The following is a 25,919-nucleotide window of genomic DNA, read 5'->3' as shown; positions in this document are numbered from 1 at the left end:
GGGGCAAAACCCCGCCTTGATCGACTTTGCCTTGGGATCAGTGCCCAAGAATCTGGCTCAGGAACAGCTTGGTCCGCTCGCTTTGCGGGTTGTTGAAGAACTCTTCGGGTTCGTTCTGTTCCACGATCTGACCGGCATCCATAAAGATCACGCGGTTGGCGACCTGACGGGCAAAGCCCATTTCGTGGGTCACGCACAGCATGGTCATGCCTTCCTCGGCCAGTTCGATCATGGTGTCGAGCACCTCTTTGATCATCTCTGGGTCCAGCGCCGATGTCGGTTCATCGAACAACATGATCCGCGGCATCATGCACAGCGAGCGGGCAATCGCCACACGCTGCTGCTGACCACCAGAGAGCTGACCGGGATATTTCAGCGCCTGATCCGGGATCTTCACCTTTTCAAGGAAATGCATCGCGCGGTCTTCGGCCTCTTTCTTGGGCGTCTTGCGCACCCAGATCGGGGCCAGCGTGCAGTTTTCCAGAATGGTCAGATGTGGGAACAGGTTGAAGTGCTGGAACACCATCCCAACCTCGGACCGGATCTTGTCGATGTTCTTGAGGTCATTCGACAGCTCGGTTCCGTCCACAACGATCGTGCCCTGCTGATGCTCTTCCAGCGCGTTCAGGCAGCGGATCAGAGTCGACTTGCCTGACCCAGACGGACCCGCGATCACGATCCGCTCGCCTTGATTGACGGTCAGATTGATGTCGCGCAGCACATGGAAGGACCCGTACCACTTGTTCATGTTGTTGATTTCGATGGCGACCTCGTCGCTCACCTGCATTTTGGAGCGGTCGATTTCGCGTTCTACTGCAAGTTCAGACATGTGTTGAACCCCTTAGTGATGATCCGTGGCAAGGCGACGCTCGAGCCACTGGGAATATTGAGAGATGCCATAACAGACGACGAAGAACAGAAGCGCGGCAAAGCCCAGAAGCTCCCAATAGACGCCGTTCCATTCGGTCGACGCCAGGATGGGACCCCGGATCATGCCCACCAGATCGAACATCGAGATGACCGAAACCAGTGTGGTGTCCTTGAACAGGCCCACGGCCACGTTCACGATCCCGGGGATCGAGATCTTCAGAGCCTGCGGCAGGATGATCAACCGCATCGCCTGCGGGTAATCCAAGCCCAGACTATCTGCTGCCTCGTACTGTCCACGGGGAAGTGCGGCCAGACCGCCGCGGATCACCTCGGCGATGTAGGCGGCCGAGAACATGGTGATCATGATCACAACGCGCAAGAACAGGTCGACCGTGCTGTCAGGCGGGAAGAAATAGGCCAGCATCACCGAAGCCACGAACAGCAGCGTGATCAAAGGCACGCCGCGGATGAATTCGATGAAGATGACGCAGACCCATTTGATCAGCGGCATGTCGGACTGACGGCCCAAGGCCAATGCAATGCCCAACGGCAAGGACAGCGACACACAGGTCACACCCAGCATCAGGTTCAGCATGAAGCCACCCAGATCACGGCTGGGCACCGCCGAGAGCATGGCGCCCTCATTGGCATCTTCCGGAATCAGAGCACCGCCGACATTCCAAACGACCAACGCCACGATAATTGCGCCGAAGAAGCCGGTGGCAAAGCTGTTGCGGCCAAACTTCTGGAACACGGCACCTGCCGCGACGCAGCCCAACAGCGCTACGACGGGCACCATGATCGCGCCACCCCAGATCAGCCAAAAGGCAACGAACGGATACAGGGCGGTGAACAGCAGCATTTTACGCGGCAGATCAAAGAACAGCACGGGTGCTGCCGCGACCAGCATCAGCACAAAGGCCAGATTGGGTCGCCAGTAGGCATCATCCGGGTATTTGAACCCGTAGATCAGTTGGTGCCAACGCTCGGTCAGGACCGCGAAACAGGCCCCGGTCTTGCCGTCCAGAATCTCGCGACATTGCGCCAGCGAGTCCGCATTCCAAACGCCGTTCAAGATCCACGGTAACGTGTTCCTGAGCAGGACGTAGATCAACATCAGCGACAGAACCGTCAGGATCGTGTTGGTGACACCCGAGAACAGGTTCTCGCGCATCCACTTAATAATTCCCGTCTGGCTCGCTGGTGGCGGCGACGGAGGAATGGTGCCGTCGGCCACAAAGGCGATCGGGTTTGTTGTTTGATCAGCCATGGCTCAGCGCTCCTTCAACTTGACGGATGCGTTGTAGATGTTCATCACCATCGAGATCAGCAACGAGGCCGTCAGGTAGAACAGCATCAGCAGCAGAACACATTCGATCGCGCGACCGGTCTGGTTCAGCGTAATGCCACCCAAGGTCGCGGTGATATCCGCGTAACCCACGGCAATTGCCAGTGACGAGTTCTTGGTGATGTTGAGATATTGCGAGATCAGCGGCGGTATGATGACCCGCAACGCCTGAGGCAGGATCACGAGGTTCATGATCCGTCCGGGGCGCAAGCCCAGCGCGGCGGCGGCCTCGGTCTGGCCCTTGGAAATCGCCTGAATACCGGCCCGCACGTTTTCGGCGATGAAGGCACCGGTGTAGATTGACAGGGCAAACCAAAGCGCAATCAGCGGGCCACCAACCTTGATGCCGCCACTGAAGTTGAAGCCTTTCAACTCGGGGACATTCCAGGTCAGTCCCATCAGGAACATCAGAATGACGAACGGCACAAGCCAGACGGCAAGGTTCAACAGCGTTGTCTTGGGACGTTCGCCGGTTTCTTCCTGTGTCTTGGTTGCCCGTTTGTCGATCTCACGCGTGGCGAACCATGATCCGACCAGAACGGCGAGGACCAAAATCCAGTTCAAAACGGCTGGGCCAAAAAGCCCATGCGCGAATTCAGGCCGCGGGACATAGACGCCTCGGTTCGTAAAGGCGAACAGGTCAAACAACATACTGGATGTTGGATTGTCCCCTCTGAACGCGCGCGGTCCCGGAAGCACCGCGGTCATGATCGTGAAGATGATGATGATCCAGATCAGAACCGGAATATTCCGAAAGATCTCGACATAGACCGCCATCAGCTTGGACACGAGCCAGTTGTTCGACAGGCGCAAAACACCCGCGATTACACCAAAAATCGTGGCCGTGATACACGCCAGGAAAGCAACCAAAAGCGTGTTGAGTATCCCGACAACAGCCGCTCGACCATGCGAAGACTGGCTGTCATATTCGATCAGACGCTGGTTGATGTCGTATCCGGAAGAATCGCCCAGAAAGGCGTAGGAAATGTTGAGGCCAGCGGCCCTGAGGTTCTGGATCAGGTTGTTACCCAGATACCAAATGCTGAGCGCAATAACGATTGCCGCAATCACCTGAAATGTTAACGAGCGATAGCGGGTATCGTTAATGAGCATCGACAACCGAAAATCAGCTTTCGGCGGATCTGTCATAGTCGACATATTATGGAGTCCCCGTGGCTTGCGGATTCTTCTGTCGTGGTGGGGTTGTCCCCACTCTTCGTCTGTCCGCAGCTTTTAGTTAAGAAAAAGGGCGCGGGTTGCCCCACGCCCTTTTCCGTCGATATTTAGCGGAACGGCGGCGAATACAGCAGGCCGCCTTCGGTCCACTGTGCGTTCAAGCCGCGCGCCAGACCGATCGGAGTTTCTTCACCGATGTTCTGGGCGAAGATCTCGCCATAGTTACCGCCGGCTTTGATCGCTTTCGCGGCCCAGTCAGCGTCCAGCCCCAGCATTTCGCCCAGCGTACCTTCGGTACCCAGCAGGCGGTTCACTTCGGGGTTGTCCGTACCAGCGGCCATCTCGTCGATATTGGCCGATGTCACACCCAGCTCTTCTGCAGAAACCAGCGCGTTTAGAGTCCAACGGACAACATCGCCCCACTCGTGATCGCCATGACGGACCAGCGGGCCCAGCGGCTCTTTCGAGATGATTTCGGGCAGCAGGACGTGGTCACCTGGGTTTTCGAACGTGGCGCGGGTTGCGGCCAGGCCCGAAGCGTCGGTGGTGTAAACGTCACATGCGCCAGCCAGATACTGCTGCTGCGCTTCAGCGTTGGTTTCGATCGGAACCGGCTCGTAGCTGATGTTGTTCGAGCGGAAGAAATCCGCCAGGTTTAGCTCGGTCGTGGTGCCGGTCTGGATGCAGACGGTTGCGCCGTCCAGTTCCTTGGCCGAGCTTACGCCCAGTGCCTTGGGAACCATGAAGCCCTGGCCGTCATAGTAGTTCACACCTGTGAATTCGAACTTCAGGTCCACGTCGCGGCTGAAGGTCCAGGTGGTGTTACGGGCCAGCATGTCGATCTCGCCGGATGCCAGCGCAGTAAAGCGTGTCTTACCGGTGGTCGGAACAAATTCAACAGCGCTTGCATCGCCCAGAACGGCTGCAGCAACAGCGCGGCAAAGCGAAACGTCAAAGCCTTTCCACTCACCATTTGCGTCGGGTGCAGCGAATCCAACAAGACCAGTGGTCACGCCACAGTTCAGCTTGCCGCGCGCTTTGACGTCGTCCACAGTGCCCGCCACAGCTGCGCCTGCAGCCAGACCGGCAATCGTCGCCGCGCCCAAGATTACGGATTTTTTCATTTTTACCTCTTCCTGATTTTCCACCCCCTTGAAGGAGCGGTTCTATCCGACACTCCCATGCCGGAAAGGTTACCCAAAAGGTGTCTCCCCTTTAGTGGCCCGAGTTTGGGCGCATTCATCAACAAACGTCAAGGGTGGGATCAGGTAAATCAATAGGTCAACGGCGCAGGTTTTTGTTGTCATGCACTAAAAACAGGCCACAAGGATCAATTCGATAGATCAAAGAAGCGTTTGGCATGCAAAAAAGCAGCTTTTTTGGTCTCGGCAACGGTGTGGGCTTCGTCATCGTGGCCCCACTGTTCGACCTGCCAGTTCTCGTCAAGGCGCGAGATTTCCCAAATCTCATCTGCACTGCGCCAACCACGCGCGGCGGCAAAGCCGAGGATCAAACTGCCAGACAGGCTGACTAGGTCATGAAACGCGGCAAGTTGGAATGCATCCAAGCCGTGAACTTGCTGCCTGAGAGTTTGGAGCGCTTCGGCCGGTTGCGGCTGATGCAATACGCCGGCCACAGGGACCAGTCGCGCGTTCAACGCCTCCGCTGCCCAGTCCAATGCAGGGTCCCACTGAGCAGCCTGACGCTGCTGCAACGCTTCGGGATAGGCCGCGCGATAACACAACAGGTCGGAATCACCGTAATCGGCCAGCATGTCTGCGACCTCAGCATGCTGAATTTGCACTTTGTCGATCGCGGCATTGGCCGAGCGCGTGAATGGCATAGTGGTCGGGTCCACTTCGGTCTCTTGCGCGTCCCATTCGGCAGCAACCGCCTGCGCCATGGCATGCGTCGGCAAAATCAGGGCGGCCTTCGCCGGCGTTTTGACCCGGCGGCCATCCAGTTCTACGGTATGTCCGCCATCGGTCGCGACAACGACACTCTCTGTCCAAAAGCGTTTTGGCTTCCAATCACTCATCTTCTTGTTCCCAAATCCTGTTCAGGACATCCGGCAAAGCTTCAAAACTGTCGATAACATCTGCGGCAGATGTCAGGGCAGATGGCTCATGATAGCCCCAACTCACGCCCACAGCGGCGACGCCCGCAGCGGCGGCCATCTCCATGTCAAAGCTGGTGTCTCCGATCATCACGGTATTCTTTGGGGCTATACCGGTCTCGGACAATGCCGTTTCGATCATCGATGGGTGCGGCTTTGATGGATGGTGGTCAGCCACTTGCCGGGTTACAAAAAACTGCGCCAAATCATGCGCGTCCAGCAACGCATCCAGCCCGCGCTGCGATTTGCCGGTGGCCACGCCCAGCAAAATCTCGGGCGTTGCATGCAAAGTCTCGATCACCTCACGTGCGCCGGGGTAAAGCGGAGAGCTTGCCGCCCCCTGCGACAGTCGCTGCGCATGATAGGCCTTTTTGTACCCTTCCACCAAAAGCGCTTGTTGGTCGCTGGACTGCTCGGGCGCGAGACGGGCAATGGCCTGAGGCAGCGACAGGCCCACTATGGACAGTGTCGCCTCTCTCTCTGGGGCGGGCAGCGACAGGGCGTCAAAACTTGCCGACATGGCGGAAACGATACTGCCCTGACTGTCAACCAGCGTGCCATCGACATCGAACAACACCAACCGCAGGGGTGACGTCATTGCAGCGCCTCAAACGGGTCATCAGATGCCAGGTCTTCGGTCCAGCCCAGTGTTGTCCAACTGTCTTTCATATGATCCGGCAAGGGCGCTGTTATTGTGACCGGTTTGTGCGTGACCGGATGCTCAAACGACAGGCGGCGCGCGTGCAGGTGCAGCTTGCGACTGATGACGCCGCCCAGCTGTGCACCCCAACCGTCACCGAGGTTCTCCTGACCTGAACCGCCGTACTTGCCGTCGCCGATGATCGGATGTCCGATGCCCGCCATATGCGCACGCAACTGATGCGTGCGACCGGTGACCGGCTCCATCGCGACCCAGGCGGCACGGCCCGCGACACGGTAAAGCGTTGCATAAAGCGTGTGTGCGCGTTTCGCGCCGGGCGTATTGTCCACCTCGGACAGGTGTATCGGGATCATCTTTTCGCCCTCGCCCTGCTTTCCGCGACCCGGGGCCTTGACCAGCCCCGTCTTGATCTCGCCCAAATATGGTGTGGGTACGCCAGCAACCAGCGCCCAATAGATTTTGCGTGTGTTTCGATGCCGAAACGCTGCGGTCAACCCTTTGGCAGCCTCGCGCGTCCGGGCCATCAGCAGAACGCCTGACGTATCCTTATCAAGCCGATGCACAAGGCGCGGATTCTCATCATATCCAAAGCGCAGCGCTTCGGAGAGGCTGTCCACATGACGGGTTTGACCGCTGCCGCCCTGAACGGGCAACCCATGTGGCTTGTTCAGGGCCAGTATGTGGTCATCGCGGTAAATCACGCAGGCCTGGATCATATTGGCATCGGCTTCGGAAATCCGACGTTTGACCTCGGCAGGTTTGTGGTCAGCGTCCGGAAGCGGTGGGACGCGAACGACCTGACCGGTCTCCAAACGGGTTGACGCCTTTACCCGGCTCCCGTCTACGCGCAGTTCGCCCTTGCGGCACATCTTTTCGATGCGGCCCTGACCGACATGCGGGAACATGCGACGCAACCAGCGATCAACGCGCTGGTCGCTGTCACCTTCGGCGACTGTGATCATTTGTACGCCACTCATGCCATTGCCCCTTGCCCCGCGCGGCTGTCCCGCCCGGCTCGCATCTGTGTCAGTGCCCTTGAAAACATGCGCGTCTGTCGCGCGCATCGGACGCAGAGTCAAGCCGTCCTAGTCAGAGTTTCGTTGCGCCCGCAACTTGCCGAAATACTCGAGCCGTTTTTTCAGCTCACGCTCGAAACCTCGCTCAACGGGTTGATACAAAACTGGTCGTTTCATGCCATCGGGGAAGTAGTTCTGACCCGAGAACCCATCTTCCGCATCGTGGTCATACGCGTAGCCCGCGCCATACCCCTGATCCTTCATCAACGATGTTGGCGCATTCAGGATATGCTTGGGCGGCGGTTCGCTGCCAGATTGTGTGGCAAGTCGCATCGCCGCTTTAAAGCCCACATAGGCACCATTCGATTTCGGCGCCAGCGCCAGATAGACAAGCGCCTGAGCGAGCGCCAGTTCCCCCTCAGGCGAACCCAGCCTCTCATAGGTTTCCCACGACTGTAGGCAGATCGCCTGCGCCTGCGGGTCCGCAAGTCCAATGTCTTCGACCGCCATTCGAGTGATCCGACGCGCCAGGTAACGTGGGTCCTCGCCCCCTGCCAGCATTCGCGCAAACCAGTACAGCGCCGCGTCCGGGTCTGATCCCCGCACCGATTTGTGCAGCGCGGAAATCAGGTTGTAGTGTTCGTCACCCGACTTGTCATACTTCGCAGCCCGCCGCATCAGTCTTTTGGACAATGCCTCTGGGTCCAACGGCGCGTCGACCGACCATGCCGCGATCTGTTCCGACAGGTTAAGCAGCGCCCGCCCGTCCCCGTCAGCCATTTCCTGCAGCGCGTCCCGCGCCGCGGGCGTAAGCGGCAGCGCGCGACCAAGCTCTTTCTCGGCGCGCTGGGTCAAACGCTCCAGATCGGCCAGACCAAGCCGCTCAAGTACCAAAACCTGTGCCCGGCTGAGCACAGCGGCATTCAGTTCGAAGGATGGGTTTTCGGTCGTCGCACCAACCAAGAGGATGGTCCCATCCTCCATGTGCGGCAGGAAACCGTCCTGCTGTGCCTTGTTGAACCGGTGTATCTCGTCGACAAACAGCAGCGTGCCCTGTCCGTTCTGCCGTCGGATCTTGGCTGCTTCAAAGACCTTCTTGAGGTCCGGGACACCTGTGAATATCGCGCTGATCTGCACAAAATGCAGATCGGTTTCCTTGGCCAGCAACCGCGCAATGGTGGTCTTTCCGACCCCCGGTGGCCCCCAGAAAATCAGGCTGGACAAACTGCCCGACGCCAGCATGACACCCAGCGGCGCTTCGGGCCCCAAGACCTGCTGCTGCCCGATCACCTCGGCCAAGGTCTGAGGTCTCAACCGATCAGCCAGCGGGCGATGTGGGGCATCGGCTGGCTGGGGTGAATTGGTGTCGAAAAGGTCAGCCATAGCTCATAGCCGGAACCGCAGCGAAACGGATCGTCCACCCCGCAAAACGTCCAGGTTCAGTCGACGCCCGGGATCGGTCAGCGCGTTGACCACATCTTCGGGGCGCTCCATCTCCTCCCCATTGATGCCGACCAGCACGTCTCCGACCCGCAAGCCGGCGCGGCCCCCATAGGGCCCCGGGTCAACCACAGCCACCCCAGTCTGGGACAGCAACAGACCCAGGCGCGAAATCACTTCCGGGTTGACACGCGCGACAGTCAGGTCCGGCAAGACGGTTTCTTCGTCGAGCGTTGTTTCCTCGGCTGCGGGCGTGTCCGGCGCTTTGATCAGCGCGACCTCGACATCAAGGCTTTCTTCGCCCCTCATCAGCGTCAGAACCGAGTTACCGCCAACACCCGCCACCGACATGCGAAACTTCATCTCTGCCGGTGAATTCACTTCGTCTCCGTCGACATGGGTCACCACATCTCCGACGCGCAGGCCGGCGTCGGCCAATGGGCTGAGCGCATGAAGATCAGAGATAACGACGCCAAGCGGGATAACCAACCCCAGAGACTCGGCGATGTCGGCGCTCATGTGCTGGCCAGCCATACCCGCCCAAGGGCTGACGAATGACGTGTTGCCGTTCTGGGCCTGACGCAAAAACTCGGCCACCAGATTGGCCGGGATTGCAAAACCGATGCCATTCGACCCGCCCGAGCGCGTCAGAATCGAAGTATTGATCCCAATCAGATCGCCATTCACGTCGATCAGCGCACCACCCGAATTGCCGGGATTGATCGCCGCATCGGTCTGAATGAAATACCCGCGCGCATTGCCCGTTGCCGTTCCCGTACGTGCCAGACCCGAGATGATGCCCGATGACACTGTCTGCCCGACCCCGAAGGGGTTGCCGATCGCCAACGCCAGTTCACCAACCTCGACTTGATCGGAATCCCGAAGCTTTAGGAAAGGCAAATCATTGGCGTCGTCCAACCGAAGGATGGCGATATCGCTTTCCTTGTCACCAAGAACTACCTGTGCCGAAAACTCGCGCCGGTCCGTTGTCACGACGCGAATTTCGGTGGCCGTGCCCACAACATGGTAATTGGAAACAACATAACCATCTTCGGACAGGATCACCCCTGACCCCAATGAATTCTGCACCCGTCGACGCGGTTCACCGAACCCACGACCGAAGAAATCCTGAAAAAACGGATCCGAGAAAAACGGATTTGCCCGGCCCTGCCGCACGATCTTGGCGTAGATATTCACAACTGCCGGGGCCGCCTCTTTGACGACAGGTGCAAAACCCAGCGAAATCTCGGCCTGCGATGTCGGGACACGCGTTTCGGCCACGCCCATCGTGGCGTTTGCAAGGGAGAAAGCGATTAGCGTCGCGCGCAGCATGAGGACCTCAACCAGCAAAACTGCGTTGGATATGCGATTAGCGGGCCACGAATGCAAGCAGGTGCTTGGGTCGTCTGTTAGTCCAGAGGCGCGTGCAGCCGCGTTCCCTTGGTTATGATACCGCCTCGATTGCCGATATCGATATTGCCGTACCGTTGCCTGAAGACGTCCGGCAATTCGCGATCTCCTTCTGGTGAGAGCCAGAGCCGAAACAAGTGGCGACGATCGGATGGGTCAGGCCAATCAACAAACCCTGTGCGGTCGTGCAGCTGGGAATGGTTATAGACAAACTGCATGTCGCCCGGTTGCAGACGCATGGTCAGGTAAAGCGCGGGGTCGTTTGCCAGCGCATCGAAGCGATCCAACGCTGCGACATGGCCCGGCGTCAGGCGCATCGCGTCGGGGAACCGCTGCGCGCTGTCGATGTATTGCCGCTGGTAAAACACTGTCAGTCTGCCGTCATGCCAGCTAAACGGCGGAATGGTCATGAACGGCTGCATCCCTTCGGGCACTTCACCCCGCCGATCAGTTGCGATCGGATCGAACAGGCGCTCCAGCAACTCCGGGCATTCTGCGCGCATGCGATTGTAGATCGTCTCGGCGCTCACCAGCAGTGAATCACCGCCTTCCTTCGCATCACGCAGGCACAACAGCCCAACGATATCGGCGCTGTCGGTGTGAAACGTTTGCCTTTCGTGTGTCTGATAAATCCGCGTATTGGGATCACTCGCATCCGCGCCGATATCCCGGACATGGCCCAGAATATGACCCTGTGCATTCTGAGATCGCGCTGATCCCAGATGAGCGCCAACACCGCAAAAGATCGCCGCAGCCATTTCCTGGGAATAGCCGTCGACCGGCAAGCCGCGGATGATCTCGAAGCCGACGCCGTTGATCAGCGTTTTGCGCAACTCTGCGAGATGCTGGCCGAAGCGGCGCAACGGGAAGTCTTCTTTCCTGATCTCACCGATATCGCGGTTCAGGCTCAGGTAATGGTGCGCCGCCTGTTCAAGATCGGCGATGTCATCTGCGCTCAGATCGACAATCCATTCGTTCTGGCGTTCGGCCATTTCAAGACCGGTCCAGACCGACGGTCCGGTAATCTGGTTCGGGGTTTCGGAAAGTATCGACATCGTCAGCCCTCCACGCTTCGCGATCAGCCTGACCTCAGGGCGATTTCCTTTCATCATCCGAAATCACCGGAAATGCTTCAAATGCGACAGAACAGGCGCAGATCGTTCTGCCTTGGTACCGCAAACGAAAAAACCCCCGCGCCGGTGGCACGGGGGCTCAAATCAGAAAACCGGGTTTTCTTATTCGTCGTCTGCGGCCTCTTCGGCGGCAACGCGGGCCTTGTCGGCAGCGCCTTTGGCGTCGATGTCACGATCAACAAATTCGATGATCGCCATCGGGGCCATGTCGCCATAGCGGAAGCCTGCTTTCAGGATGCGGACATAACCGCCCTGACGCTCGGCATAGCGCGGGCCAAGAACGTCGAACAGCTTGGCGACATCCTTGTCTTCTTTCAGCTGCGATGCGGCCTGACGGCGCGCGTGCAGGTCGCCGCGTTTGCCCAGAGTGATCAGCTTTTCGATGACCGGGCGCAGTTCTTTTGCCTTGGGCAGAGTTGTTTTGATCTGCTCATGTTCGATGAGCGAGCCAGCCATGTTCGCAAACAGAGCCTTGCGGTGCTCATGAGTACGGTTCAGGCGGCGGTAACCACGTGCGTGACGCATTTTCTTAATCCTTCTTTCGCATTTTGCTTTGTCTGGTCGGCGATGCGTGTCACCGACTCTCCTTGGGGCGGGATTGCCCGGGTCTTTCGTGTTGTACGCCCCGCACAAGGCGGAACGTCCGTGTTGTACAACCTTGTAGGCCGGGCTTCAGCCCGGCACCGGCTTAAAAGGCGTCTTCGAATTTCTTCGCCAGATCTTCGATATTGTCGGGTGGCCAGTCCTCGACATCCATGCCGAGGTGCAGACCCATGCCGGACAGCACTTCTTTGATCTCGTTCAGCGATTTGCGGCCGAAGTTCGGGGTGCGCAGCATCTCGGCTTCGGTCTTCTGGATCAGATCGCCGATGTAAACGATGTTGTCGTTCTTCAGGCAGTTTGCCGAACGGACCGACAGCTCCAGCTCGTCCACTTTCTTCAGCAGCAGCGGGTTGAACTCCAGACCATCGTCCTCGTCCTGGCGGCCAGCCGATTCCGGCTCGTCGAAGTTGACGAAGATCGACAGCTGATCCTGCAGGATACGGGCTGCGAAGGCCAGCGCATCCTCGGGCGTGATCGAGCCATCGGTTTCGATCTTGAGGGTCAGCTTGTCGTAGTCCAGAACCTGACCTTCGCGGGTCGGCTGAACGTCATAGGCAACCTTTTTGACCGGCGAATAGATCGCGTCGATCGGGATCAGGCCGATCGGCGCGTCCTCGGGCTTGTTCTTCTCAGCCGAGACATAGCCCTTGCCGGTGTTGACGGTCAGTTCCATGAACAGGTCGGCACCATCGTCCAGGTGACAGATGACGTGATCGCGGTTCAGAACCTCGATACCGGCGCTTTCGCTGATGTCGCCTGCGGTGACAACGGCGGGGCCTTTGGCGTTGATCGACAGGCGCTTGGGGCCTTCGACCTCCATGCGCAGCGACACGCCTTTGAGGTTCAGGATGATGTCGGTGACATCTTCACGCACACCTGCGACAGAGGAGAACTCGTGCAGGACGTTGTCGATCTGAACGCTGGTGATGGCCGCGCCTTGCAGCGAGCTCATCAACACGCGGCGCAGCGCGTTGCCCAGGGTCAGACCAAAGCCACGCTCCAGCGGTTCAGCAACCAGAGTTGCCTGACGTGCGGGATCGTTGCCCGGCTTGCCGTCAAGCTGGGTCGGTTTGATCAATTCTGCCCAATTCTTGTGGATCATGTAATCCCTCCATTCCTGTCCGCGCCCCATGACCAACAAGGTGCAGACGCCCGAGGTTCAAAATGACGTGCTGGGGCCGTGCAAAAACGCGGGCCCCAGCTCAATTCAAAATCGCTTAGACGCGGCGGCGCTTCGGCGGGCGGCAGCCGTTGTGAGCAATCGGGGTCACGTCGCGGATCGACGTGATGTTGAAGCCCACGGCAGCCAGCGCGCGCAGTGCCGATTCACGACCCGAACCAGGGCCCTGAACTTCGACTTCCAGCGTCTTGACGCCATGTTCCTGCGCCTTCTTGCCTGCATCTTCCGCAGCCATCTGGGCAGCATAAGGCGTCGACTTCCGCGACCCTTTGAAGCCCATGGTACCGGCAGACGACCACGAGATGGCGTTGCCCTGTACGTCCGAGATCAGGATCTTGGTGTTGTTGAAGGTCGAGTTCACATGGGCAACGCCCGATGCGATGTTCTTGCGCTCTTTGCGCTTAACGCGAGTCTTGTCACGTGCCATCAGTCAGACCCCCTCTTATTTCTTCTTACCGGCAATGGCCTTTGCAGGGCCTTTGCGGGTACGAGCGTTGGTGTGGGTGCGCTGACCGCGAACCGGCAGGTTGCGGCGGTGACGCAGACCGCGATAGCAGCCCAGGTCCATCAGACGCTTGACGTTCATCTGAACTTCACGACGCAGGTCACCTTCGACGGTGTAGTTGGCGTCGATATGTTCACGGATGGCCAGAACTTCGGCATCCGACAGTTCATTGACGCGACGAGCCGCATCAATGCCAACGGCTTCGCAAATCGCTTTGGCCGAGGTGTTGCCGATACCGGTGATATATGTGAGGGCGATAGGTACCCGCTTGGCAGTCGGGATGTTTACGCCGGCAATACGTGCCACGTGTCACTTTCCTTTTCGTTGCGGTTCCGTAACTCCAGAACCTTTTTTCACAACGCTTTACCGTGGCAGTGTCGCCAGAGGGTTCAGCATTATTCGAGGTGGTCGGGGCAATTGGGACGAATCCCGCATGCGGTCTTGATTCCCTTTAGGGATGGGGGTGCGTAGAGAGTTTTTTGCGGGGCGTCAAGGCGTCTGATGCGGCCATTAACTCTTAACGCTTTCGACGTGAACCTTTGTGAAGCCCCGCTTACTTATTATTAGGTTCTGTTTTTCAAATCTCTTTTCGATTTCGTTCTTTTTCTCTTCGGTTGGACGGAAAACCAAGTTCATGGCCACCAACCAAAAAACAACGTGACCTATAAGGGCAATCGAAAAATAGATTGTAGTAGGCCAATTCCCCGCACGCACCAATTCAGAAACGAACGATTTCATAACCATAAAAACGGGCATAGCGGACAGCCCAAATGCGAGCATAACCCAAATCAAAAGTCGCAACTGTGATCGCAGCAGTTCCCTGTAACGACTAAACGCGTCCTTTAGATCTGCAGGTATCGGCGCGATCGCGTCCTTGCTCAACCCAGAACCGCCTCAATCGACCCGGTGACTTCTTCGATGCTGGCAAGACCATTGACCGGGCGCAGATCGCCCTTGGCGTGGTAATACCCGATCAGCGGAGCGGTTTTCTTGTAGTACTCCATCAGGCGGATACGCACGCTTTCCTCGTTATCATCCGCGCGCACGGGCTGGCCCGCGGCGCGGGCTTCTTCGGCGCGGCCAACGATGCGCTGAACTAGCGTTTCGTCATCGACGCGCATTTCGATCACGGTATGAAGCGACTGGCCCACCTTGGTCAGCAGCGCGGCCAGCGCATCGGCCTGTGCCAGCGTGCGCGGAAAGCCGTCAAAGATGAAGCCTGCGCCTTTTTCGGTCATCAGCTTCTCTTCGATCAGGCCAATGACGATCTCGTCAGTGACCAGCTTGCCCGCGTCCATGATGGCCGCAACCTTCTTGCCCATCTCTGTTCCGCTGGTCTTGGCCTCGCGCAGCATATCGCCGGTGCTCAGCTGCACCATGCCGCGGGTTTCAACCAGATGCTGCGCCTGCGTGCCTTTGCCTGCCCCCGGCGGGCCGAGAAGAATGATGTTCATCGACGAGCAGCTCCCTTTCTGCCGCGTTTCTTGCTTTTGCCGCGCAGCTGGGACTTTTCAATCAGCCCTTCGTATTGGTGCGCCAGCAAATGACTCTGCACCTGTTGGATCGTATCCATGGTCACAGAGACGATAATCAGAACCGATGTGCCGCCGAAATAGAATGGAATGGCGAACTGCCCCCGCAGGATTTCAGGCAACAGGCAGACCGCGGCCAGATAACCGGAGCCCAGGACCAGAACGCGGTTGACCACGTATTCCAGGTATTCGCTGGTCTTCTTGCCGGGCCGAATACCCGGTACAAACCCGTTCTGCTTTTTCAGGTTTTCCGCCACATCGTCCGGCTTGAAGGCCACGTTGAACGTGTAGAAATAGGCGAAGAAGATGATCATCGACGCGAAGAACAGCAGATAGAGCGGCTGTCCGGGGCCAAAGTTGGCCAGCAGCCACGACATCACGGGTCCGTTGGTTGCGCCCGACGAGAAGGTCGAGATCGTTACCGGCAGCAGCAGCAGTGAACTTGCGAAGATCGCAGGGATAACGCCCGACGGGTTGACCTTGACAGGCAGGTGGCTGGAGCCGCCTTCATAGACTTTCATGCCGGCTTGACGGCGCGGATACTGGATGTGGATCTTTCGCAGCGCCCGTTCCATGAACACCACAAAGGTGATCACGGCGATGACCATGATAATCACACCAACGATCACGGCGGGGCTGATCGCACCGCTGCGGCCCGATGCAAAGAACTGCGCCAGCGCGGCCGGGACCTCGGCAATGATGCCGACGAAGATGATCAGCGAAATGCCGTTGCCGATGCCGCGCGCGGTGATCTGCTCACCCAGCCACATCAGGAACATGGTGCCGCCCACCAGCGTGATCATCGTCGAGAAGCGGAAATAGAGCCCCGGATCGGTCGCCAGATCGCCCGATTCCAGCGAAACGGCCAGACCATAGGCCTGAACGGTGGCCAGAGCCACGGTGCCGAAGCGTGTATATTGGTTGATTTTCTTGCGGCCCTGCTCGCCCTCTTTCTTGAGCTGTTCGAGCGCGGGAACCATGGATGTTAGCAGCTGCACAATGATCGATGCCGAGATGTAGGGCATGATGCCGAGGGCAAATATACCCATCCGCCCCAGCGCCCCGCCGGTGAACATCGAAACCATGCCGCCGATGCCCTGCCCCGCCTGCTCCATGAATTCACGCAGCGCCTGACCGTCGATCCCCGGCACCGGAATGAAGGTGCCCAGGCGATAGACGATCAGCAATGCGAGCGTGAACAGGATGCGGTTGCGCAGATCGGTGGCTTTGCCCAAGGCAGACCAGCTTGTGTTGGCTGCCATTTGTTCTGCTGCTGATACCATAAATCGGTCTCTCTTATGCAAACACCGCCCGGAACCGTTTTCCGGCTCGGGCGGCGTCTTGGAAAACTCTGAGGTCTATGTAAGCGGGTCTTGGCCCGCTCACAAGCGCTTACTCTGCCGCAGCAGCTTTTGTGACCGTCAGTGAACCGCCCGCTTTTTCGACTGCTTCCACGGCAGACTTCGATGCTCCGGTGACTTCCAGGTTCACTTTGGCGGTGATTTCGCCCTTGGCCAGAACGCGAACGCCATCCAGCTTGCGGCGCACCAGTCCGGAAGCAACCAGCGCATCCTCGGTGATCGCAGCGGACGCATCCAGCTTGCCGGCATCGACGAACTTCTGGATCAGGCCCAGGTTGATAACGGCAAATGCCTTGCGGTTCGGCTTGTTGAAGCCACGCTTTGGCAGGCGCTGATAGAGCGGCATCTGGCCGCCTTCATAGCCGTTGATGGCCACACCCGAACGGGATTTCTGACCTTTGATACCACGGCCACCCATTTTACCCTTGCCGGAGCCGGGACCACGGCCAACACGGGTGCGTTTCGGTGCAGCGCCGGGATTGTCGCGCAATTCGTGCAGTTTCATATCGCTTCTCCTTAGCCGGATGTGACCCCCGAAGCGTGATGGGCCAACCACGGCGTTTCTTGGTTTTGATTCTCGCGGCGAAAACGCCACTGAGGCGGGTTACAGTGTCATCGCCCCGTTTGCAAGCAATGATCGCTTTGAAGCGTTCACAGACTGTTTAAACACAAAAGAGGCGCCAAACGGCGCCTCTGGTTCATACTCTGCGATCTGAGCTTACGAGCAATAGACGTGACCGTGAGCGATGTCACGAATGTCGCAGCGACGCACGCCGATGTCGTCCAGTTCGCGATCGCTCAGGCTCTGCAGTTCCGAATAGGTGCGGCTGTATTCGGCGCGCAGTGCGTTTTGTTCTTTGACCTTCGCGATAAACCCCGCGATGCGGCCGCTGAGGTTGAAGCCGCTATGTGTCAGTGTAGCTGTATGTGCCATATCTTTGTTCCTTTCTGTATCGGGGCGCATTCCCCGAATTGCTTAGACGTTCCTTAGTGGGACAAGGATCAGATAGGCGCGGTTGCTAACGCTAACAATGCAAGTTTCGGTCTAGCCGATATGCATAGAAGGAATGGCAGCAGGTGGTTTGATTTCCCACCGTGAAACCTTGGCCGCCGCTTCAATACTCTCTGAGATCGCTCGGCGCATTCAAGAGCGTGCCCTTATATTTCGGCAGTTCGTCATCCATATGAAGCCACGGAAGCTTGCTTTCGAAGTTCACGTGGAACGTTGGCTCAAAGTCTTCGGGTTTCTCCAAAGATGCCGCGTAAAGATGCATCCCGCCGGGATAGTGGGCGGCCTCGAAACCCAACGGCGACCCGCATTCCCTGCAAAAGTGCCGAAAAACGCCCTTTGAGCTTTCCAGTGTTTTTGGCGCCAGTCCCAGCCAGCGGAAGTTCTTCAGTGGAACGCCAAGCCACGCAACGACCGGAGCGGCGCAGTTGCGTCGACAATCGTCACAATGGCAATAGCAGGCCCAATTGACCTCACCTTCGTATTCCCACCGGGTCTGGCAGCACAAACAATGCCCCCGAGTCGTCATGCGCTTCTCCTGTCGTAGTCGTTTACCAGTTCGGGCTGCCTGCGCCTGACGTTCTGCGAACGGACACGGCTATGATCACCCAAAAGAAACCTGCCCGTTTTCAAGGAAGACTTCTGTTCAAACGCGACATGACGGTTACAGGAACGTCAGTAAGCAAGGATGTGAGGCGGTCAACGCGAAATTCTACAAGCTGGCCTGATCCGGCAATTGAAGACGCGTCCAGTGTCTGGATTGCGCCACGATGCTTGCGCCCTCGGCAACCCGGTCTGCAATCGCGCCTCTTTCATGTTTGGGACAACCGATGAGAAAGAACCCGGCCTTGTCCAGTTCGCGTGTCGCCTTGTTCGGCTCAATCGTCTGACAGACGTCCTCGGCAGACGGATAGGGCTTTCCGGCACGCAGACCGGAAACATAAGGTTCGGTATAGTTCGACGTTGTCGGTTCTGAACCGTAATCCAGTGCACCTTTGGTTGTGCACGCGGTCAGGGAAACACCGAGCAATAGTACGGCGGACATCAAAATAGTGGTTTGCAAAATCAATTCCTTTCAACTCTAAGGTGAGTATGCATGGCAATGAACGGGTTGCAATGCATCCGTTCAGCCGGTCAGCAGGAATTTCGAGCAAAAAAAGAAAAACGCCCCCGAATGTATCGGAGGCGTTTCTTACATTGTCTTGGTCGCGCTTAGCCGCGCTCTTCGATGATCTCAACCAGATGCGGGATCTTGTTGACCATGCCGCGAATGGAAGGGGTGTCTTCCAGCTCACGGGTTTTGTTCATCTTGTTCAGGCCCAGGCCGATCAGGGTCGCGCGCTGTTCGGCGGGGCGGCGGATCGGGGAACCGATCTGCTTGACGACGATGGTTTTTGCCATTGTTCGCTCTCCTTACGCTTCGGCTTCGGCGGGCGCTTCGGCCGCAGGGGCTTCGTCACGCTTGGGCAGGATGTCGGCAACTTTCTTGCCACGACGTGCGGCAACCGAACGCGGGCTCTGCTCTTTCTGCAGGCCGTTGATGGTGGCACGGATCATGTTGTACGGGTTCTGCGAGCCCAGCGACTTGGACACAACGTCCTTCACGCCCAGCATTTCGAACACGGCACGCATCGGACCACCGGCGATGATACCGGTACCTTCAGGTGCGGTGCGCATGACCACTTTACCAGCGCCGTGACGGCCCTCGATGTCGTGGTGCAGGGTCCGACCTTCGCGTAGTTGCACGCGGATCATCTGACGCTTGGCTTGCTCAGTCGCCTTGCGGATGGCCTCGGGCACTTCTTTCGCTTTACCTTTACCAAAGCCGACGCGGCCTTTCTGATCGCCAACAACCACCAGAGCGGCGAAGCCAAAGCGCTTACCGCCTTTTACGGTTTTCGACACGCGGTTGATTGCGACCAGGCGATCGGCAAATTCCGGTGCTTCTTCACGGTCGCGGCCACGGCCCCGACGGTTTTCACGTTCTGCCATTTGGCATCCCTTTTCTCATGTGGCGCTTGCGGCGCCGTTTTCTCAATCGAAGTGAGCGTGCAAGCTCCCCGATCATCGAGGCGGGCAGACCCGCCTTCAGGTTTGCCGGTGCCGGGCTGAAGCCCGGCCTACGGCGGTGTTTCAGGTAGGCCGGGCTTCAGCCCGGCAAACCATCAGATCTTCAGACCACCTTCACGCGCGGCGTCGGCGACTGCCTTCACCTTGCCGTGGAACAGGAAGCCACCACGATCGAAATAGGCCTCTTCGACGCCTGCCTTCTTGGCACGCTCGGCGATGGCCGCGCCCACTTTGGTGGCCGCTTCGACGTTGTTCTTGCCAACAACACCCAGATCTTTTTCCAGGGTCGAGGCCGAGGCCAGGGTCACGCCACGAACGTCGTCGATCAACTGAACGCTGATGTTCTTGTTCGAACGGTGAACCGACAGGCGTACACGGCCTGCGTTGACCTTGCGAAGTTTGTTCCGAACGCGCAGGCGGCGCTTCAGAAACAGGGTTCTTTTGCTGTTTGCCATTGTTTGCGTCCTTACTTCTTCTTGCCTTCCTTGCGGAAGATGAACTCGCCCTTATAGCGGATGCCCTTGCCTTTGTACGGCTCGGGACGGCGCCACTCGCGGATTTTGGCCGCGGTTTCGCCCACCAGCTGCTGGTCGATGCCTTCCACAACGATCTCGGTCTGCTTCGGCGCGGTGATGGTGACACCTTCCGGGGCAGTGAAATCAACATCGTGGCTGTAGCCCAGGTTCAGCTTCAGGGTGTTGCCCTGCATCTGAGCCCGGTAACCAACACCCTGGATCTCCAGCTCTTTTTTGAAGCCCTCGGTCACACCGGTTACCAGGTTGGCAACCATGGTGCGGCTCATGCCCCATTGCTGGCGGGCACGCTTGGACATGCCACGGGGGTCGATCTTGACCACGTTGTCTTCTACCGACAGCGTCACGTCGTCGGTGGCGGTGAAGCTGCGGGTGCCTTTCGGACCTTTGACTTCGATGGTCTGGCCGGACACAGAGGCGGTAACGCCGCTGGGCAGCTCGACCGGTTTTTTACCAATACGAGACATTGCAGACCTCCTTAGAAGACGGTGCAGAGCACTTCGCCGCCAACATTGTTGGAGCGCGCGTTCTGATCCGACATCACACCTTTCGGAGTGCTGACAATCGACACACCCAGACCCTGACGGACCTGCGGGATGTCATTGACGCCCATGTAGACACGACGACCGGGCTTCGAAACCCGCTTCAGTTCGCGAATAACAGGGGTGCCTTCGTAGTATTTCAGGCTGATTTCGATGGCCGGATGACCGTTTTCACCGGTCGTCTTTTCATAGCCACGGATGTAGCCTTCGTCCGCCAGCACGTCCAGAACCCAACCGCGCAGCTTGGATGCCGGGGTGGATACGGTGGACTTGCCGCGCATTTGCGCGTTGCGGATACGGGTGAGCATATCGCCGATAGGATCATTCATATCTATGTCTCCCTTACCAGCTCGATTTCACCATGCCGGGGATCTGACCAGCAGAACCCAGCTCGCGCAGCGCGATACGGCTGACCTTCAGCTTACGGTAGTAAGCGTGGGGACGACCGGTCAGCTGACAACGGTTGTGCAGACGGGTAGCCGAGCTGTTGCGCGGCAGTTTCGCCAGTTTCAGACGCGCTTTGAAACGCTCTTCCATCGGCTTGCTCTCGTCATTCGCGATTTCTTTCAGCTCGGCACGCTTTGCGGCATATTTGGCCACCAGGCGTTCGCGCTTCTTCTCGCGTTCGATCATTGCTTTCTTAGCCATGTCTCAATCCTCCCGGCGCTTACGCGTTGAACGGCATGTTGAACGCTTTCAACAATGCCTTTGCTTCAGCGTCGGTTTTCGCTGTGGTGGCAATTACGATATCCAGGCCCCAGACCTCGTCGACCTTGTCGAAGTCGATTTCCGGGAACACGATGTGCTCTTTCATGCCCATGGCAAAGTTGCCACGACCATCGAAAGACGGTTTCACACCACGGAAGTCACGCACGCGCGGCAGCGCGATGGTGATCAGACGATCCAGGAATTCATACATCCGGTCGCCGCGCAGGGTCACTTTTGCGCCCAGCGGCATGTCTTCACGGACGCGGAAACCCGCGATCGACTTCTTCGCCTTGGTCGAAACGGCCTGCTGGCCTGCAATTGCAGTCAGATCCTCGACAGCCGCTTTCGCTTTCTTCGAGTCTTTGACAGCCTCAGCACCACAGCCGATGTTCAGAACGATTTTTTCCAGCTTGGGCAGCTGCATGTCGTTCTTGTAGCCGAACTCTTCTTTCAGAGCAGGGCGGATGGTTTCAGCGTACTGAGCTTTCAGACGCGGGGTGTAGGTTGCGTTATCAAGCATCGATCACGTCCCCCGTGGTCTTGGCGAAGCGCACCTTCTTGTCGCCTTCCATGCGGAAGCCAACGCGGGTTGCTTTGCCGTTCTTGTCCAGCAGTGCCAGGTTCGACAGGTCGATCGGGTTTGCCTGAGGCAAACGACCACCTTGCGAGGTTTGCGACTGGCGGGTGTGGCGGATGGCAATATTGATGCCGTCAACAACAGCTTTTCCGGCCTTCGGGTCAACCGAGGAAATGGTGCCCTCTTTGCCCTTGTCCTTGCCGGCCAGCACGACGACCTTGTCGCCTTTGCGGAGTTTAGCAGCCATGATTACAGCACCTCCGGAGCCAGCGAGATGATTTTCATGAAGTTCTTGCCGCGCAGTTCACGCACAACGGGGCCAAAGATACGGGTACCGATCGGCTCGTTGTTGTTGTTCAGGATGACGGCGGCGTTGCGATCGAAACGGATCGCGGTGCCGTCTTCGCGACGGACTTCCTTGGCGGTGCGTACGACGACGGCCTTGCGGACGTCCCCTTTCTTTACGCGGCCGCGCGGGATGGCTTCCTTCACCGAGACGACAATGATGTCGCCGACGGAGGCGTATTTACGCTTGGAACCACCCAGGACCTTGATGCACTGAACTCGGCGTGCGCCGGAGTTGTCAGCGACATCCAGATTGGTCTGCATCTGGATCATGTGGTTTCTCCCGACCTGTGGGGGCTGTTCTGATTAGATCCCCCAGGGTTTCGACAAATGGAAAGGTCCTGGTGGCTTACGCCTCCAGAACCTCCCAGCGTTTCGTCTTCGATTTCGGCGCGCATTCGATGATGCGGACTGTGTCGCCGACCTTGAAGGCGTTCTTTTCATCGTGAGCCCGGTATTTCTTGGACTTACGGATGGTTTTCTTCAGAACCGGATGCGTAAAGCGGCGCTCGACGGATACGGTTACGGTCTGTTCGTTGGCGTCGCTGGTCACGATGCCGGAAAGGATACGCTTGGGCATCTGATTACTCCTCGGATGCCGCGGCAGCGGCCTTTTCGTTCAGAATGGTTTTGACACGGGCCGCATTGCGGCGGGCCGCTTTGATGCCGGCTGTGTTTTCCAGCTGACCGGTGGCCTGTTGAAAGCGCAGGTTAAAGCTTTCTTTCTTCAGGTTGGCCAGTTCCTCGCGGAGCTGGTCCGGGGTCTTGTCACGCAGTTCTTGGGCGTTCATCGCCTTTTTCCTTTGCTCAAAACACCAGAAGGCCCCCTTACAGGGTCACCTTGGACCTGGTGGATGAATGATAGACATACGAATCGCCCGACTCGGCCGGGTGATCGCAGGATGCCGCCGTATAAGGGTTTAGGGGGTGGGTGGCAAGGGGTAGTTTGTGGTGAAGGTCAGGGACTGGTGTCTTCTCAATCTACCTTAGACAATCGCGACCTGAACCACGAATTGAGATCGTCAAAATCCAGTTCTCTTGCGGCGACTGCAACAACCAGATCATCAATTGGCTCGTCATCGTCGATTTCGAGCCGGTATCCGCTCCGCTCGACAAGAATTTCGACAAGCAACCACGCGGTTCTTTTATTGCCATCCACAAAGCCATGATTGCCGACCATGCTTTGCAGAAGCGCCGCAGCTTTTCGGGAAATCGCGCGATGATATCCAGAATAAGGCCGACCCAACGCAGACTCGATAAGGTCAAGACTGGTCACACCGTCGCGACCACCATAAGTCAAAGCCTCATCATGTGCAGTAATGGCGTCAGCAAGCGTGACGCGATAATGCGATCTACCGATTTGCCAACCGCTTCAACGCAGATTTGCGCCTTGACGAAGCTTCCTTCACGACCGAAACAGATTTGGGCGCAGCCTTCTTGACGCCCGAGGACGAGCCGACCTCGACAAAACGCCCGGAGACAGCGCTGCGAGCAATATAGCCGCCTTTTACCGGGTTTTTCTTTGCGTTCTCAGCCATAATACTTTCCTCGACATAGCTGTAATATGGACGGCGCTCTCCGCATTCGCAAGACCGCATCACTTAAACCGAATTGATGAAGAGATCGTTAACAATACCTTGTTTTCGATGTGCCAGGCTCCGCCCATTCGCCCCTCAATCGCTCCACTGGAGCGATTGCCGCTTCGCGGGTCGCGGCTCACTCCCACTTATAATTAAAGCTCACCGAAATCCGCTCATCCTCGGCCATGTTCATCGGCACCTCGTGGCGCAGCCAGCTTTCCCACAGCAGGACATCGCCCACCGCAGGCTTTACATAGATGAACGGCCGTAGATCCCGCCGCCCGCCTTTCAGGCGCGTGGGTGCAGCCATCATGCGGCCGGAGCGGGGGTCTTCCAGTTTCAGCGCACTCGCCCCTTCGGGCATGGCCACATAAGTGGTGCCCGAGATCACGCTGTGCGGGTGCAGGTGGCTGGAATGCATACCGCCTTCGGGCAGGATATTGATCCACAGGTCTTCGAGCTTCAACTCCCCCTCACCCAGATCGAATTCCAGATCCTTGGCAAAGGCCGCGACGTGCTGATCGAGCACCGCAACCAGATCGGCGAAGATCGGAAACCGCCACGGCAGATCGGTCAGCGAGGCATAGCTTGTATAGCCGGAATAGCCGTTCTCCTCGCACCAGTCCTGTCCGGCCTCATCATCCCCGGCGATCACAAGGCAAGAGCTTTCCAGTTCGCCCGCGTCGATCCTGGGATCGAACTCGGACAAAGCTGCGCGGTAGAGACGGGTGACGAAGAGTGATTCAATCTGTGCCATGCCCCGGCTATAAACCAGCCGGTCGGCAAGGGCGAGACCAGCCGCCCGATAAAAGCGGCTGGTCAGGTGCGACTTAGTAGAAGTAGCGCAGCCAGATATAGACGTTGGCGATCATCAGGGTCAGGATCATGATCGGGAAGGCCATGATCGCGAACTTGACGAAACCGATCGGCTGCTTGGCCTTTTCGGCAAAGGCCGCCACGGTCAGGTTGGCGCTGGCCCCCAGCAAAGTGCCGTTGCCACCCAAACAAGCGCCCAAGGCCAGTGACCACCACAGCGGCTCAATCGCATCGGGGCCGCCAAACGTGTCTGCGGTGGATTCGATCAGCGGGATCATCGTGGCCACAAAGGGGATGTTGTCGAGAATGGCCGACAGGATGCCCGACGCCCAGAAGATGAAGAACGCGGTCCACATCATGTCGCCTTCGGTCAATTCCAGAACCTTCTGACCAAAGAAATCCAGCAGGCCCACATGCTCGACCCCCGCGACGATCACGAACAAACCGCCGAAGAAGAAGATCGTGACCCATTCGACCTCACCAAAGATGTGATGCACGGATTCGGATTGCGCCTCGCCGCTTTGATGGCCGTAGGCCAGCAGCATCAGCAGCGCCGCCCCGGCCAGCGCGGAGGTGCCGGGCTGAACCCCATAGCTGTGGCCCAACGTGAACCCCAACAGAACCAATGCCAGAACGGACAGGGATTTGATCATCAGGCCAATGTCGGTGATCGCCTCATTTTCATTGAAACGCATGATCTTTTCGCTGGCCGACTGTGGAATTGCCGCCAGCGTTCGGCGGTTCATCAGATAAATGATCCCGGTCAGCACAACCAGACAAATGGCCGAGATCGGGGCCAGGTTGACCACGAACTCGTTAAAGCTGAGCCCCGCAGCCGAGCCGATGATGATGTTGGGCGGGTCACCGATCAGAGTGGCGGTGCCACCCACGTTCGAGGCCAGAATCTCGGCAAAGAAAAACGGAAACACCGGGGTGTCCAGCGCGTCTGTGATCAGCAGGGTGATCGGCGCAATCAAAAGCACCGTGGTCACGTTGTCCAAGAGCGCGGAAAACACGGCGGTAATCAGCGTCAGCATGATCAGGATGCCGGTCGGGTTGGCCTTGACCACCTTGGCCGCCTTGATCGCCACGTATTGAAACAGCCCGCATTTGCTGGTGATGCCAACGATCACCATCATGCCGATCAGCAGCGCCAGCGTGTTGGCGTCGACCCCAGCCACGGCCTGTTCCTGATTGAGGATACCGAACAGCACCATCAGCGAGGCGCCGAGCACGGCGAGGATCGCGCGGTTCACTTTTTCGGTAATAAGCACCGCATAGACGGCAATCAGGATGCCGGTGGCGACCCAGAGCGGATCAATGCCCAAAAGTTGAGGGACGGAGAACGCGTGTTCCCCATGCGAAGCGGAATGTTCGGTCAATTTTCT

Annotated in this window: 35 protein-coding genes; all 35 read right to left on the bottom strand. The window is 58.0% G+C overall.

What is annotated here, in order from left to right:
- Positions 1–37: 37 nt before the first annotated feature.
- The 35 genes from RA28_RS02560 to RA28_RS02385 all read right to left on the bottom strand — a co-directional run bounded on the left by RA28_RS02560 (position 38) and on the right by RA28_RS02385 (position 25,913).
- Entirely contained in the window at positions 38–829 is a 792-nt protein-coding gene (locus tag RA28_RS02560) for an amino acid ABC transporter ATP-binding protein (RefSeq protein ID WP_039523439.1), read from the bottom strand.
- Between the two features lie 12 nt (positions 830–841).
- Positions 842–2,140, bottom strand: coding sequence for an amino acid ABC transporter permease (locus RA28_RS02555; RefSeq protein ID WP_039523436.1), 1,299 nt, complete (start codon positions 2,138–2,140; stop codon positions 842–844).
- A gap of 3 nt (positions 2,141–2,143) precedes the next feature.
- Positions 2,144–3,376: an amino acid ABC transporter permease gene (locus RA28_RS02550; RefSeq protein ID WP_039523433.1), complete on the bottom strand. Its 1,233-nt coding sequence runs from the start codon at positions 3,374–3,376 to the stop codon at positions 2,144–2,146.
- Between the two features lie 125 nt (positions 3,377–3,501).
- Positions 3,502–4,518, bottom strand: a complete 1,017-nt coding sequence (locus RA28_RS02545) for an amino acid ABC transporter substrate-binding protein (RefSeq protein WP_039525567.1) — start codon at positions 4,516–4,518, stop codon at positions 3,502–3,504.
- 206 nt (positions 4,519–4,724) lie between these two features.
- The gene (locus RA28_RS02540; protein ID WP_039523431.1) at positions 4,725–5,432 is read right to left on the bottom strand and encodes an ATP12 family chaperone protein; all 708 of its coding nucleotides are present in this window, start codon (positions 5,430–5,432) and stop codon (positions 4,725–4,727) included.
- Entirely contained in the window at positions 5,425–6,108 is a 684-nt protein-coding gene (locus RA28_RS02535) for an HAD-IA family hydrolase (RefSeq protein WP_039523429.1), read from the bottom strand. The genes RA28_RS02540 and RA28_RS02535 overlap by 8 nt, the downstream gene beginning before the upstream one ends.
- The gene (locus tag RA28_RS02530; RefSeq protein WP_039525565.1) at positions 6,105–7,148 is read right to left on the bottom strand and encodes an RluA family pseudouridine synthase; all 1,044 of its coding nucleotides are present in this window, start codon (positions 7,146–7,148) and stop codon (positions 6,105–6,107) included. The genes RA28_RS02535 and RA28_RS02530 overlap by 4 nt, the downstream gene beginning before the upstream one ends.
- Positions 7,149–7,256: 108 nt before the next feature.
- Positions 7,257–8,570, bottom strand: a complete 1,314-nt coding sequence (locus RA28_RS02525; RefSeq protein WP_039523426.1) for a replication-associated recombination protein A — start codon at positions 8,568–8,570, stop codon at positions 7,257–7,259.
- A gap of 3 nt (positions 8,571–8,573) precedes the next feature.
- A complete protein-coding gene (locus RA28_RS02520) occupies positions 8,574–9,959 on the bottom strand; it encodes a trypsin-like peptidase domain-containing protein (protein ID WP_039523421.1) in 1,386 nt (461 codons plus the stop codon).
- 77 nt (positions 9,960–10,036) lie between these two features.
- Positions 10,037–11,092, bottom strand: coding sequence for a TauD/TfdA family dioxygenase (locus RA28_RS02515; RefSeq protein ID WP_039525563.1), 1,056 nt, complete (start codon positions 11,090–11,092; stop codon positions 10,037–10,039).
- 180 nt (positions 11,093–11,272) lie between these two features.
- Entirely contained in the window at positions 11,273–11,695 is a 423-nt protein-coding gene (rplQ, locus tag RA28_RS02510) for a 50S ribosomal protein L17 (RefSeq protein WP_039523418.1), read from the bottom strand.
- A gap of 163 nt (positions 11,696–11,858) precedes the next feature.
- Positions 11,859–12,875 (bottom strand): DNA-directed RNA polymerase subunit alpha, encoded by a 1,017-nt coding sequence (locus tag RA28_RS02505; RefSeq protein WP_039525561.1) that lies wholly within the window; start codon positions 12,873–12,875, stop codon positions 11,859–11,861.
- A 115-nt stretch (positions 12,876–12,990) separates the two neighbouring features.
- A complete protein-coding gene (gene rpsK / locus RA28_RS02500; RefSeq protein ID WP_008757289.1) occupies positions 12,991–13,380 on the bottom strand; it encodes a 30S ribosomal protein S11 in 390 nt (129 codons plus the stop codon).
- A gap of 15 nt (positions 13,381–13,395) precedes the next feature.
- Positions 13,396–13,764: a 30S ribosomal protein S13 gene (gene rpsM, locus RA28_RS02495; RefSeq protein WP_039523412.1), complete on the bottom strand. Its 369-nt coding sequence runs from the start codon at positions 13,762–13,764 to the stop codon at positions 13,396–13,398.
- A gap of 572 nt (positions 13,765–14,336) precedes the next feature.
- A complete protein-coding gene (locus RA28_RS02485; protein WP_039523407.1) occupies positions 14,337–14,912 on the bottom strand; it encodes an adenylate kinase in 576 nt (191 codons plus the stop codon).
- Complete coding sequence (gene secY / locus RA28_RS02480) at positions 14,909–16,273, bottom strand: preprotein translocase subunit SecY (protein WP_039523404.1); 1,365 nt, start codon at positions 16,271–16,273, stop codon at positions 14,909–14,911. The genes RA28_RS02485 and secY overlap by 4 nt, the downstream gene beginning before the upstream one ends.
- 109 nt (positions 16,274–16,382) lie before the next feature.
- Positions 16,383–16,856: a 50S ribosomal protein L15 gene (gene rplO / locus RA28_RS02475; protein ID WP_039523401.1), complete on the bottom strand. Its 474-nt coding sequence runs from the start codon at positions 16,854–16,856 to the stop codon at positions 16,383–16,385.
- Between the two features lie 213 nt (positions 16,857–17,069).
- Complete coding sequence (locus tag RA28_RS02470) at positions 17,070–17,285, bottom strand: DUF1127 domain-containing protein (RefSeq protein WP_039525558.1); 216 nt, start codon at positions 17,283–17,285, stop codon at positions 17,070–17,072.
- A gap of 181 nt (positions 17,286–17,466) precedes the next feature.
- Entirely contained in the window at positions 17,467–17,889 is a 423-nt protein-coding gene (locus tag RA28_RS22385; RefSeq protein WP_082029703.1) for a GFA family protein, read from the bottom strand.
- 183 nt (positions 17,890–18,072) lie between these two features.
- Positions 18,073–18,405: a hypothetical protein gene (locus RA28_RS02460; protein ID WP_039523395.1), complete on the bottom strand. Its 333-nt coding sequence runs from the start codon at positions 18,403–18,405 to the stop codon at positions 18,073–18,075.
- A 167-nt stretch (positions 18,406–18,572) separates the two neighbouring features.
- Positions 18,573–18,761: a 50S ribosomal protein L30 gene (gene rpmD, locus RA28_RS02455; protein WP_039523392.1), complete on the bottom strand. Its 189-nt coding sequence runs from the start codon at positions 18,759–18,761 to the stop codon at positions 18,573–18,575.
- 12 nt (positions 18,762–18,773) lie between these two features.
- On the bottom strand, positions 18,774–19,352 hold the full coding sequence (rpsE, locus tag RA28_RS02450) for a 30S ribosomal protein S5 (protein WP_039523389.1): 579 nt from the start codon (positions 19,350–19,352) through the stop codon (positions 18,774–18,776).
- Between the two features lie 173 nt (positions 19,353–19,525).
- Positions 19,526–19,885 carry a 50S ribosomal protein L18 gene (gene rplR / locus RA28_RS02445; protein WP_039523386.1) on the bottom strand — a complete coding sequence of 120 codons (360 nt, stop codon included), beginning with the start codon at positions 19,883–19,885 and terminating at the stop codon, positions 19,526–19,528.
- Positions 19,886–19,896: 11 nt separating this feature from the next.
- Positions 19,897–20,430 carry a 50S ribosomal protein L6 gene (gene rplF, locus RA28_RS02440; protein ID WP_039523384.1) on the bottom strand — a complete coding sequence of 178 codons (534 nt, stop codon included), beginning with the start codon at positions 20,428–20,430 and terminating at the stop codon, positions 19,897–19,899.
- A gap of 11 nt (positions 20,431–20,441) precedes the next feature.
- A complete protein-coding gene (gene rpsH, locus RA28_RS02435) occupies positions 20,442–20,834 on the bottom strand; it encodes a 30S ribosomal protein S8 (protein WP_039523381.1) in 393 nt (130 codons plus the stop codon).
- Between the two features lie 13 nt (positions 20,835–20,847).
- Positions 20,848–21,153, bottom strand: a complete 306-nt coding sequence (gene rpsN / locus RA28_RS02430) for a 30S ribosomal protein S14 (RefSeq protein ID WP_010437098.1) — start codon at positions 21,151–21,153, stop codon at positions 20,848–20,850.
- 19 nt (positions 21,154–21,172) lie between these two features.
- Positions 21,173–21,733 (bottom strand): 50S ribosomal protein L5, encoded by a 561-nt coding sequence (gene rplE, locus RA28_RS02425; protein ID WP_039523378.1) that lies wholly within the window; start codon positions 21,731–21,733, stop codon positions 21,173–21,175.
- A complete protein-coding gene (rplX, locus tag RA28_RS02420; protein ID WP_039523375.1) occupies positions 21,726–22,037 on the bottom strand; it encodes a 50S ribosomal protein L24 in 312 nt (103 codons plus the stop codon). The genes rplE and rplX overlap by 8 nt, the downstream gene beginning before the upstream one ends.
- Before the next feature lie 2 nt (positions 22,038–22,039).
- Positions 22,040–22,408 (bottom strand): 50S ribosomal protein L14, encoded by a 369-nt coding sequence (rplN, locus tag RA28_RS02415; protein ID WP_039523372.1) that lies wholly within the window; start codon positions 22,406–22,408, stop codon positions 22,040–22,042.
- A gap of 76 nt (positions 22,409–22,484) precedes the next feature.
- Positions 22,485–22,715, bottom strand: a complete 231-nt coding sequence (gene rpsQ / locus RA28_RS02410; RefSeq protein ID WP_039523369.1) for a 30S ribosomal protein S17 — start codon at positions 22,713–22,715, stop codon at positions 22,485–22,487.
- A gap of 4 nt (positions 22,716–22,719) precedes the next feature.
- Positions 22,720–22,926: a 50S ribosomal protein L29 gene (gene rpmC / locus RA28_RS02405; protein ID WP_010437082.1), complete on the bottom strand. Its 207-nt coding sequence runs from the start codon at positions 22,924–22,926 to the stop codon at positions 22,720–22,722.
- A gap of 185 nt (positions 22,927–23,111) precedes the next feature.
- Positions 23,112–23,411, bottom strand: coding sequence for a type II toxin-antitoxin system death-on-curing family toxin (locus tag RA28_RS02400; RefSeq protein WP_052261236.1), 300 nt, complete (start codon positions 23,409–23,411; stop codon positions 23,112–23,114).
- Between the two features lie 76 nt (positions 23,412–23,487).
- Entirely contained in the window at positions 23,488–23,673 is a 186-nt protein-coding gene (locus RA28_RS02395) for a hypothetical protein (protein WP_152611990.1), read from the bottom strand.
- A gap of 178 nt (positions 23,674–23,851) precedes the next feature.
- Positions 23,852–24,472, bottom strand: a complete 621-nt coding sequence (locus tag RA28_RS02390) for a TIGR02466 family protein (protein WP_039523363.1) — start codon at positions 24,470–24,472, stop codon at positions 23,852–23,854.
- 73 nt (positions 24,473–24,545) lie between these two features.
- Entirely contained in the window at positions 24,546–25,913 is a 1,368-nt protein-coding gene (locus tag RA28_RS02385) for an ArsB/NhaD family transporter (RefSeq protein ID WP_039523360.1), read from the bottom strand.
- Positions 25,914–25,919: the final 6 nt, after the last annotated feature.

Origin of the sequence: Ruegeria sp. ANG-S4 (assembly GCF_000814005.1) — a bacterium.
In the GTDB taxonomy this organism is placed as follows: Bacteria; Pseudomonadota; Alphaproteobacteria; order Rhodobacterales; family Rhodobacteraceae; genus Ruegeria.
The sequence above is the reverse complement of the archived record's forward strand: the minus strand, read 5'-3'. Positions and strand labels throughout refer to the sequence as shown.

What these genes read in the sequence shown, in the direction of transcription:
- RA28_RS02560 (WP_039523439.1), bottom strand. Translation starts at nt 829, where the DNA reads ATGTCTGAACTTGCAGTAGAACGCGAAATCGACCGCTCCAAAATGCAG.
- RA28_RS02555 (WP_039523436.1), bottom strand. Translation starts at nt 2,140, where the DNA reads ATGGCTGATCAAACAACAAACCCGATCGCCTTTGTGGCCGACGGCACC.
- RA28_RS02550 (WP_039523433.1), bottom strand. Translation starts at nt 3,376, where the DNA reads ATGTCGACTATGACAGATCCGCCGAAAGCTGATTTTCGGTTGTCGATG.
- RA28_RS02545 (WP_039525567.1), bottom strand. Translation starts at nt 4,518, where the DNA reads ATGAAAAAATCCGTAATCTTGGGCGCGGCGACGATTGCCGGTCTGGCT.
- RA28_RS02540 (WP_039523431.1), bottom strand. Translation starts at nt 5,432, where the DNA reads ATGAGTGATTGGAAGCCAAAACGCTTTTGGACAGAGAGTGTCGTTGTC.
- RA28_RS02535 (WP_039523429.1), bottom strand. Translation starts at nt 6,108, where the DNA reads ATGACGTCACCCCTGCGGTTGGTGTTGTTCGATGTCGATGGCACGCTG.
- RA28_RS02530 (WP_039525565.1), bottom strand. Translation starts at nt 7,148, where the DNA reads ATGAGTGGCGTACAAATGATCACAGTCGCCGAAGGTGACAGCGACCAG.
- RA28_RS02525 (WP_039523426.1), bottom strand. Translation starts at nt 8,570, where the DNA reads ATGGCTGACCTTTTCGACACCAATTCACCCCAGCCAGCCGATGCCCCA.
- RA28_RS02520 (WP_039523421.1), bottom strand. Translation starts at nt 9,959, where the DNA reads ATGCTGCGCGCGACGCTAATCGCTTTCTCCCTTGCAAACGCCACGATG.
- RA28_RS02515 (WP_039525563.1), bottom strand. Translation starts at nt 11,092, where the DNA reads ATGTCGATACTTTCCGAAACCCCGAACCAGATTACCGGACCGTCGGTC.
- rplQ (WP_039523418.1), bottom strand. Translation starts at nt 11,695, where the DNA reads ATGCGTCACGCACGTGGTTACCGCCGCCTGAACCGTACTCATGAGCAC.
- RA28_RS02505 (WP_039525561.1), bottom strand. Translation starts at nt 12,875, where the DNA reads ATGATCCACAAGAATTGGGCAGAATTGATCAAACCGACCCAGCTTGAC.
- rpsK (WP_008757289.1), bottom strand. Translation starts at nt 13,380, where the DNA reads ATGGCACGTGACAAGACTCGCGTTAAGCGCAAAGAGCGCAAGAACATC.
- RA28_RS02485 (WP_039523407.1), bottom strand. Translation starts at nt 14,912, where the DNA reads ATGAACATCATTCTTCTCGGCCCGCCGGGGGCAGGCAAAGGCACGCAG.
- secY (WP_039523404.1), bottom strand. Translation starts at nt 16,273, where the DNA reads ATGGTATCAGCAGCAGAACAAATGGCAGCCAACACAAGCTGGTCTGCC.
- rplO (WP_039523401.1), bottom strand. Translation starts at nt 16,856, where the DNA reads ATGAAACTGCACGAATTGCGCGACAATCCCGGCGCTGCACCGAAACGC.
- RA28_RS02470 (WP_039525558.1), bottom strand. Translation starts at nt 17,285, where the DNA reads ATGGCACATACAGCTACACTGACACATAGCGGCTTCAACCTCAGCGGC.
- RA28_RS22385 (WP_082029703.1), bottom strand. Translation starts at nt 17,889, where the DNA reads ATGACGACTCGGGGGCATTGTTTGTGCTGCCAGACCCGGTGGGAATAC.
- RA28_RS02460 (WP_039523395.1), bottom strand. Translation starts at nt 18,405, where the DNA reads ATGTCCGCCGTACTATTGCTCGGTGTTTCCCTGACCGCGTGCACAACC.
- rpmD (WP_039523392.1), bottom strand. Translation starts at nt 18,761, where the DNA reads ATGGCAAAAACCATCGTCGTCAAGCAGATCGGTTCCCCGATCCGCCGC.
- rpsE (WP_039523389.1), bottom strand. Translation starts at nt 19,352, where the DNA reads ATGGCAGAACGTGAAAACCGTCGGGGCCGTGGCCGCGACCGTGAAGAA.
- rplR (WP_039523386.1), bottom strand. Translation starts at nt 19,885, where the DNA reads ATGGCAAACAGCAAAAGAACCCTGTTTCTGAAGCGCCGCCTGCGCGTT.
- rplF (WP_039523384.1), bottom strand. Translation starts at nt 20,430, where the DNA reads ATGTCTCGTATTGGTAAAAAACCGGTCGAGCTGCCCAGCGGCGTTACC.
- rpsH (WP_039523381.1), bottom strand. Translation starts at nt 20,834, where the DNA reads ATGAATGATCCTATCGGCGATATGCTCACCCGTATCCGCAACGCGCAA.
- rpsN (WP_010437098.1), bottom strand. Translation starts at nt 21,153, where the DNA reads ATGGCTAAGAAAGCAATGATCGAACGCGAGAAGAAGCGCGAACGCCTG.
- rplE (WP_039523378.1), bottom strand. Translation starts at nt 21,733, where the DNA reads ATGCTTGATAACGCAACCTACACCCCGCGTCTGAAAGCTCAGTACGCT.
- rplX (WP_039523375.1), bottom strand. Translation starts at nt 22,037, where the DNA reads ATGGCTGCTAAACTCCGCAAAGGCGACAAGGTCGTCGTGCTGGCCGGC.
- rplN (WP_039523372.1), bottom strand. Translation starts at nt 22,408, where the DNA reads ATGATCCAGATGCAGACCAATCTGGATGTCGCTGACAACTCCGGCGCA.
- rpsQ (WP_039523369.1), bottom strand. Translation starts at nt 22,715, where the DNA reads ATGCCCAAGCGTATCCTTTCCGGCATCGTGACCAGCGACGCCAACGAA.
- rpmC (WP_010437082.1), bottom strand. Translation starts at nt 22,926, where the DNA reads ATGAACGCCCAAGAACTGCGTGACAAGACCCCGGACCAGCTCCGCGAG.
- RA28_RS02395 (WP_152611990.1), bottom strand. Translation starts at nt 23,673, where the DNA reads ATGGCTGAGAACGCAAAGAAAAACCCGGTAAAAGGCGGCTATATTGCT.
- RA28_RS02390 (WP_039523363.1), bottom strand. Translation starts at nt 24,472, where the DNA reads ATGGCACAGATTGAATCACTCTTCGTCACCCGTCTCTACCGCGCAGCT.